The sequence below is a fragment of the Bacillus cereus genome (assembly GCF_007678085.1).
Classification (GTDB): domain Bacteria; phylum Bacillota; class Bacilli; order Bacillales; family Bacillaceae_G; genus Bacillus_A; species Bacillus_A cereus_BE.
Genome location: NZ_VEDW01000015.1, coordinates 1 through 8,508, shown reverse-complemented (window position 1 = coordinate 8,508; position 8,508 = coordinate 1). Strand labels below are relative to the sequence as shown.

Below are 8,508 nucleotides of genomic sequence, written 5' to 3'. Positions count from 1 at the left end.
ACGTTGTTTGTTTCGTTCAGTTTTCAAAGAACTACTTGGTCGCTCATTTGCGACTTCCTTATGTTAACATCTTCGTTAGTTAATGTCAACTAAGTTTTTCATTTCGTTTGCCGCGTTCTGCGTTATTGCATCGGCGACTTGTTCTATATTACACCTCTATACTCTAATCGTCAATACTTTTTATCCTTTTTATTTTATAAATTATAAAGGCCGTTAAATCTTCATCTTTTATACTCCGTCCCTAGAGATTAATAAATCGTTGCATTCACTTTCATAATCGACAGTTTATACTTTCTTACCACTTACACCTTTCTAAAGAATGAATATCAAACCAAACAAATATATATTAAAGGTAGCCTTTTTTATTGCGAGTACATTCTAGCTACATTCACAAGTATTTCCTACTACTTCTCTCTAGGAATTATAAATCACCATACATTTACTAAAAATCTAATTACCTTAGGAGGCGTTATGAAATGCATGTTAATAAGAAGATCATTTATGTATCCCATGATGCCCATTTCCACGGAGCACAGCTGCTTTCTTTACATACTATTAAAGCTCTTAAAGAAAACTTTCATTACTCCGTCGCAATTATTTCGATTGGAACGGGCATCTTAATCCGCGATTTTCAAAAGTATGGTCCTGTTTATTGCCTAGAAGAAGACTACCCAACGGAAGAAAAGGTCGAATTATTAATAAAGAAGTTAGTATCACAAGGCTATACCATCGCCATATGTAGTACCGTCATAAGTGGTGATATAGTTGCATCACTAGCTAAACACAATATAAAAGTTATTTCATTAATACATGAATTGCCGCATTTAATACAACAATACTCTGCCGAGGGAAAAGCTAGAAACATTGCCGAGTTTGCTTACAAAATTGTCTTTCCTTCGCAGTACGTGTATGAAAAATTCCATACAATTACCCAATTAGATCATCAAAAATGCCACATTCTCCCTCAAGGCTTGTTTAACCACAACCCTTATAAGAACAATATTGCAAAAGCTAGAAACGAATTACGAAAAAAACACAACCTGCCTCTAGATAGCAAAATCATTTTGGGAGTAGGTTTCGCTGATCATCGAAAAGGGATAGATTTATTCTCACTTATTGCTTACTCAGTAAGAAAGGTTCATACGAATATTCATTTTATTTGGGTAGGGAGAACAGATGTTTCCTTTCTAGATACACTCCCCCCAAGATATACCGCACATTTCACATTAGTGGAACCCACTCCAGATATCGGTTTATATAACGCCGGAGCTGATTTATATTTATTAACTTCAAGAGAAGATCCTTTTCCTAACGTTGTTTTAGAAGCATTAGATACAAAAGTCCCTGTTATAGGGTTTAAAAACGCTGGAGGTTTTGAAGATGTTGTTACGGAACAAACTGGCGCCTTAGTGGACTTTTTAAATTTACCGAAGATGTTGGAAAGAATATATGAATTTATTGGCGATGAAGATTTACGATTACAAAAAGGGAGTTTCGGCCAAGAACTTATTGAAAAAGATTTCAACTTTCTCCATTATATTTATCAATTATTAAACCTGCTTGAGCATAATTATAAAAAAATAAGCGTAATCGTACCGAACTACAATTATGAAAAATACTTACCTGACCGAGTTAAATCAATATTAAACCAAACCTATCCCCTTTACGAACTAATTTTCCTAGACGACGCCTCTACTGACAATAGCGTATCTATATTTGAACAGCTACTCTCAAACGAAAATAAGCCCCACCTAAAAGTTCAGCAAATCATTAATGATAAAAACTCTGGTTCTGTATTTAAACAATGGATAAAAGGCATCTCTGCAGCAACCGGTGATTATATTTGGATTGCAGAGGCCGATGACTTATGTGATCCGACATTTTTAGAAGAAGTAATAAAAGGGGCTCATATAAATGGAGATGTTACTTTAAGCTACACACAATCAAAACAAATAGATGAACAAGGAAATGTCCTAGCCAATCATTATTTAGATTACACAAATGATATCGATAAAGAGAAATGGAAAAGTTCTTATTTTCGAAAAGGGACAGATGAAATACAAGATACGTTACTTATCAAAAACACCATACCTAATGTCTCAAGTGTAGTTTTTAAAAATATAGATATAGAAACAACAGAAAAACAGTTAGAAAAGTTTAAAGTAGCTGGTGATTGGTTTTTCTATGTTTCTATTCTTAAAGAGGGGAATATTTATTTTAATCCAAAATCCCTAAACTATCATAGACGACATACAAATAGCGTAACGAGAACAGAAGATGCATATTCCCATTACAGTGAAGTTGTACAAATGCAGAATTTCATTAAAGAAACCTTTACTATCGACGACATTTCAAAAGAGAAAATGTACACATATAGAAAGTACCTTAAATCGTATTTGAAGATTTAATGATATATTTTCTTCGCCATCAGTATCTCTTGTAAGACGTTACTATCATTTAAGGGGGTTACTCTTTGAAAGAATTTATAGAAGCAAATAAAGATTTGATTTCTCAAATTGCACACAACTACAATGTAAACGCAAGTATCCATCCAGAGGATCATATCTTTCAATTCCTTGTCACTAATCCAGTCTTCCCTTCTAAAAAAGAAGCGATAGATTATTATTTTCAAGATGGGAGAAAATCCGCAGAAACACTCTTAGATGTAATTACTTCCTTTTATCCCCCTATAGACACTCCAATAAAATTATTAGAATTCGCATCCGGATATGGCTGCGTAACACGTCATTTATTAAACCTACAAACGAACTTAAGTATGACTACCTGTGATATACATGAAGAGGCTATTACTTTTATAAAAAAAACATTAAATGCTTCTTCTATCTTATCTCACCCTGAACCTGAACAAGTAGAATTGGCCTCGTCTACGTATGATATTGTCTTTTGTCTATCCTTTTTTTCTCATATGCCTGATACAACTTGGTTTCGTTGGCTTCAAACATTGTATAATGCTGTTTCCCCTGGCGGATTATTCATTTTCACAACTCATGGATATCAAAGTAAAAAGTACTTCGGCTTTCCCGATTTAAATGAACAGGGTTATTGGTTTCTCCCCTCTAGTGAACAACTGGATTTAGATGTTCATCAATACGGGCAAACGATCGTTAGCCCCTCTTACGTATGTGACAAAATTAAATTATTACCTTATAACCCTATTATCAAAAAATATACTGAAGGTTTTTGGTGGGAGCATCAAGACCTCTGGGTAATACAAAAAGAAATAAAATAATAAACCACGCTCTACTTATACAGAAGTAGGGCATGGTTTATTATTTTTTACTATATAAGAACTCTTCAATCCATAGCTTATTTAATCTGATTCCACTTTTGAAATCTACTTTCGGTTCCCAATTACATTCTTGTCTTACTCTATCTATATTTAAGATGATTTTTTGAACATTTTCTTGTTTTTGTTTATAGCAGATAAAATCCACTTTTCTTTCCGTTAACTTCTCCAGTTCTACTATAATTCGTTTTAAAGAAAGACCTTTTCCGCTCCCTATGTTATACACACATGATTTCAGGCGATTTAATTGTGATAGTTGTATAGTGATTTCAACTAAATCATCGATATAAATATAATCTCGAATAATCTCTTGTGGATTCCCGTATATATTAATCTTTTCATTACTGAGATGTTGATACAAAAAACAATTGATTGCACCAACTTTCTTTAAAGGATTTTGATATTTTCCATATGGGTTAGAATATCTACATACAACATAGTCAATTCCGTATTTTTTCTTATAAAAGTACAAATAATTTTCAAGCGACACTTTTGTTATTCCGTAAGGAGAAAGTGGTTTTAATGGATGTTCCTCATCAATAGGTAAATATTCAGGCTCACCATACACGGTGCCCCCAGAAGATGCTAATACAATTTTTTTAATAGGAAAGTTTTTAATGCTTTCCATGAAGTTAAGAAAAAAAAAGCTACTGTTTATATCTCCGAAAACATCTTCAATTGAAGTTGCTACATTAGACGTTGCAGCTAAATAAATAATAATATCCACATTCACTAAAGCTTTATATATATCTTCAACATTCGCTAAATCACCTTTAATAAATTCAACCTCACTTATAATATTTTGAGGGAAATTATTTATATGTCTGGAAAAGATTTTTACATTTTCCCCTTGATTCAATAAACCTAATGCGAGGTTAATACCAATAAAACTATTTCCACCTACTATTAAATAATTATTCTTCCTCATAGTATCCTCTCTAGTAATAAGATTTTTGCTTATCACACCTAGAAATACAAATAAATGAACTTGTTCACTTCTATTATTCATTCTCTTATAATTGTATGCCCCTTATAAATTTTCATTATCTTTATTTTATATTTTCCTTTTGGGATCACTACCTTATTTAAGCTAACCGAAAAAAACACTCATAATATTTACTCATTCCTATGAATATATTGGATTAGTAAAAGCTTCCCCTCTCCATAAATAAAACTTTCAAAAAGGAGCACTACATTGATGAAGAATGTAAATCAAGAGCTTTTAAATCATGTAATCCTACATAAAGATCGAATCCCACATTTCCATAAAGACTTTCCACTTATACTATTTTGGAGCCATAGAAGCGGATGCACTACTTTAGCTAATTGGTTCTTTTTTCAAATTGGATTGTTTAATGAAGCAAAGCAATACCATGACTTTATTCATTACTATGAATTCTGGGTGTATAAAAACAACACTAACTACATACCAGAGTTACAAAATGGACTTCTATCAGCAAAAAAAGATGTTTGTAAACTTGTGCGGAATCCCTACACAAGGGCTGTCAGCTCATTTTTATTACTTGCTGACAATCCATATGCAATTCCCCAATGGGAAAGTATCCGCCATTATTTGTATAATGACAAATATAGTAGCCAGGGAATATCCTTTAAACAATTTTTATATTACGTTCGAGCATTAGGCCCAAATTCCCTAGCAATGGACATACATTTTAGCCAACAATACGTTCCAGGTGAAGAAAAATTCATCCAATACTATATTCCTTTAGAAGATTTTAATACACAAATCACCAAGATGGAACATACGTACGATTTAGTTAAATCCAATTTAGCACTACTTACAAATTCGGATCATCATCGCGCTCATAAAATGCTTTATACAGGAAGCTATGCAGAGCTCAGCATTACGGATGCCACCTTCCCTCGCTTTCCAACATATGAAAGTTTTTATGATGAAGAAACAATGGCGTTAGTTACAGAAATATATGCACAAGACTTTGAATTGTACCCGTACACGAAAGGGATACTTTAAATCGATACACTCTTCAATGAATAAAAGCGAATGTATCGCATAGCATAAAGTGAAACTTTAATTAGCGTGGGGTTCTCCCCCGCTAATTATTTCCTTCTCCCAATCTTACTTTTATGGATTCCCTTATTTTCACCCACTCTCATTGATTGCCCTGATTGTTGACGTATGTGTCATATGCATTTTTTACACAGGAGTGATGTCATGTGGAAGGTAATTTGAAGCACAATAATGGATATTGCGTTATTTGCGAGAAGGAAGCTACATTTATAGAGCATAATGATTGGCTTAGAGATCACTACTTATGTTCTACATGCCACTCTATACCAAGGCAGCGAGCTTTAATACATGTTTTAAATACATTTTTTCCAAAATGGGGTTCCTATCATATCCACGAATCCTCTCCAGGAGGAATTACAACTCAACTACTAATAAAAAACTGCAAAAACTATACATATTCTCAATACTTTAAAAACCAACCTCTCGGCCAATACTTTCAAGGAATTAGATGCGAGAACTTAGAAGACATGACTTTCCAAAATGAATCTTTTGATTTATTCATTACTCAAGATGTCTTTGAACATGTAATGGAGCCAAACAAAGCCTTTAAAGAAATAGACCGTGTATTAAAGCCTGGCGGCGCTCATGTGTTTACTGTACCTTGGTATCATACACTCCCAAAGACTTTGCAAAGAGCAAGAATTAATAAGGATGGAATTGAATATATTGAAGAGCCAATTTATCACGGAAATCCTATTGATGAGAATGGGTCTTTAGTAACATTTGATTGGGGCCAAGATATGATTGAATATATTTATACACATGCAAATATGTATACCATTGTTTATTTACAAAAGGATAAATCCCTGGGGTTAGATGCTGAATTTTTGCATGTTTTTGTTAGTAAAAAACATGTAAGTAGCTGTTAATCACTACATCATTCGGAGGTTTAACAAATGAATAACTTTAAGTTAGGAAGTGATTTTGATAACCTAGTTAGTCCATTATCTGATATTGAACTTCTAAACCTATTTATACAAAGTTGCTCACAAACAAAGATAAACGGTATCCCGGTACCTATGTTCCCACCTGAAGAAATTCAACAACAGTTTGTAGGTGCTTCCTATGAACATGCTCTTTATGAAGCATATTTGTTTTATAGCCTTGTAAAAACATATGCCCAAAATCTAGGCGTTTCCTTGAATAAAGAACGTAAAATTTTAGACTTTGGTTGCGGATGGGGAAGAATTATACGCTTCTTTTTCAAAGATGTTCGCCATAAAAATTTACTTGGTATTGATATAGATCCTGTAATGATTAACATTTGCAATGAAACGTTAGGAAGAGGCAAATATAAAACAGCTTCCCCACAACCTCCTGTAGAATTTATTAATGACAATTCATTAGACATCATATTCGCTTATTCTGTATTCTCACATTTATCCGAAGAAACTGCAGAAAATTGGATAAAGGAATTTTCAAGAATTCTTCGTCCAGGTGGAATCTTCATCGCCACAACACAAGCACGCTATTTTCTCGATTTCTGTCAACAATTCAAGGAACACCCTGAATTAATTCAAACGGGGTGGCATAAAACTTTATCTCAAGCTTTTCCAGATATAAATCGTGCCATCTCGGATTATGAAAGTGGCAAGTTTGTCCACAGCCCTACGGGAGCTGGAGACGTTAGAAATAGTAGTTTTTACGGTGAAACTGTTATACCTAGAACTTATATTAAAAATCACTATGAGAAGTATTTAAAGTTACGGGACTTTTTTGACGATGCAAACCGATTACCCCAAGCTCTATTTGTTCTCCAAAAAGATTAACTCTTTTCGCTCATTGTATAATGAAGATCATTTTGTATCTCAGCCGTATATATTAAATCCTCAAAGATTTCCATATCAAGCATACTTGTAAAAACGAATTCATTATGTGGCACTGAAAATAGTAAGTAAATAACATATCTCGCGCTTTAAACTGGCTCCCAAAATCAAAAGTAACTTCCCACCACTGGAACTACGAAGAACATAAGGGGGATATACCTTGAAAATAATCGCTTTTTACTTACCACAGTTTCATCAAATAAAAGAAAATGATCAATGGTGGGGTAAAGGTTTTACTGAATGGGCAAATACGAAAAGTGCACGACCTTTATTTTCAGGACATTATCAACCTAGAGAACCTTATCAAGATTTTTATTATGACTTAACCACCCCATCCGTAAGAAAATGGCAAGCAGAAATCGCCAAAGCACATGGCATATATGGTTTTTGTTATTACCATTACTGGTTTAAAGGGAAGAGGCTATTGGAGACACCCTTTAATGAGGTACTTAAGATGAAGGAACCAGATTTTCCATTTTGCCTTTCTTGGGCAAATGAACCGTGGACAAAAACTTGGGATGGTCTCGATAGTCACATATTAATGCCTCAAAATTACGGAGGGTTATCTGATTGGAAAGAACACTTTGAGTATTTATTACAAGCTTTCCAAGATAAGAGGTATATCCGTATAGATGATAAACCACTCTTCATTATTTATCGTCCTGGGCATATCCCTAATTGTGAGCAAATGCTTAATTATTGGAATACACTCGCACAAGAACATGGTTTGAAAGGTATATACTTTGCAGAAACATTAAACAGCTTCCCACTTCCTAATATAAATGGATTTGATGCTAGCATTCAATTTGAGCCTTTTTATACAATCGCTCATGATAGCTCTTCAGACATAAATAAGACAATATATGAGTCTGGTAAACAAATAAACGCTTGGGATTATGATAAAGTGTGGATGTATATATTAAAACGATCTCTTCCAAAGAAAAAAACATTTCCCGGTGCCTTTGTTGACTGGGACAACACAGCACGCCGTAAAGACTTAAATAGCAGCATCTTCCTAGGTTCTACCCCTAAGAAATTCACGATATATTTAAGCAAACAAATTCAACGTACCTATTCTCTTTACAATAGCGAGTTTTTATTTATTAATGCGTGGAATGAATGGGCAGAAGGTACTTACTTGGAACCAGATAAAAAGCATGGATTCGCCTATTTAGAAGGAGTTAAGCATGCAATTACTAGAGGTATGAAAGCATACAAAAAAGACGAGTCATTCTGACTCGTCTTAAGATTGCTTGGCGACGTCCTACTCTCACAGGGACAAGGTCCCAACTACCATCGGCGCTAGAGAGCTTAACTTCCGTGTT

The 8,508-nt window shown here is 34.0% G+C and carries 7 protein-coding genes; 6 read left to right on the top strand and 1 reads right to left on the bottom strand.

The window, feature by feature from the left end:
• Positions 1-476: 476 nt before the first annotated feature.
• Both FS742_RS26965 and FS742_RS26960 read left to right on the top strand, forming a co-directional pair.
• Positions 477-2,408, top strand: a complete 1,932-nt coding sequence (locus FS742_RS26965) for a glycosyltransferase (RefSeq protein WP_144616437.1) — start codon at positions 477-479, stop codon at positions 2,406-2,408.
• Positions 2,409-2,473: 65 nt separating this feature from the next.
• On the top strand, positions 2,474-3,250 hold the full coding sequence (locus FS742_RS26960) for a class I SAM-dependent methyltransferase (RefSeq protein WP_144616436.1): 777 nt from the start codon (positions 2,474-2,476) through the stop codon (positions 3,248-3,250).
• A 40-nt stretch (positions 3,251-3,290) separates the two neighbouring features.
• Here FS742_RS26960 and FS742_RS26955 read toward each other — a convergent pair whose 3' ends face one another.
• Positions 3,291-4,235, bottom strand: coding sequence for an NAD-dependent epimerase/dehydratase family protein (locus tag FS742_RS26955; RefSeq protein ID WP_144616439.1), 945 nt, complete (start codon positions 4,233-4,235; stop codon positions 3,291-3,293).
• Between the two features lie 270 nt (positions 4,236-4,505).
• Between FS742_RS26955 and FS742_RS26950 the strand changes: the two genes are divergently transcribed.
• The 4 genes from FS742_RS26950 (at position 4,506) to FS742_RS26935 (ending at position 8,420) form a co-directional block, all read left to right on the top strand.
• A complete protein-coding gene (locus FS742_RS26950) occupies positions 4,506-5,300 on the top strand; it encodes a sulfotransferase family 2 domain-containing protein (protein ID WP_144616434.1) in 795 nt (264 codons plus the stop codon).
• Positions 5,301-5,503: 203 nt separating this feature from the next.
• Complete coding sequence (locus tag FS742_RS26945) at positions 5,504-6,226, top strand: class I SAM-dependent methyltransferase (RefSeq protein WP_144616432.1); 723 nt, start codon at positions 5,504-5,506, stop codon at positions 6,224-6,226.
• A 27-nt stretch (positions 6,227-6,253) separates the two neighbouring features.
• On the top strand, positions 6,254-7,126 hold the full coding sequence (locus FS742_RS26940; protein WP_144616430.1) for a class I SAM-dependent methyltransferase: 873 nt from the start codon (positions 6,254-6,256) through the stop codon (positions 7,124-7,126).
• A 217-nt stretch (positions 7,127-7,343) separates the two neighbouring features.
• A complete protein-coding gene (locus FS742_RS26935) occupies positions 7,344-8,420 on the top strand; it encodes a glycosyltransferase WbsX family protein (protein ID WP_144616428.1) in 1,077 nt (358 codons plus the stop codon).
• The last annotated feature ends 88 nt before the right edge of the window (positions 8,421-8,508 follow it).

Excerpts from the sequence above, each read along its gene's own strand:
- FS742_RS26965 (WP_144616437.1), top strand. The coding sequence starts at position 477 with ATGCATGTTAATAAGAAGATCATTTATGTATCCCATGATGCCCATTTC.
- FS742_RS26955 (WP_144616439.1), bottom strand. The coding sequence starts at position 4,235 with ATGAGGAAGAATAATTATTTAATAGTAGGTGGAAATAGTTTTATTGGT.
- FS742_RS26950 (WP_144616434.1), top strand. The coding sequence starts at position 4,506 with ATGAAGAATGTAAATCAAGAGCTTTTAAATCATGTAATCCTACATAAA.
- FS742_RS26940 (WP_144616430.1), top strand. The coding sequence starts at position 6,254 with ATGAATAACTTTAAGTTAGGAAGTGATTTTGATAACCTAGTTAGTCCA.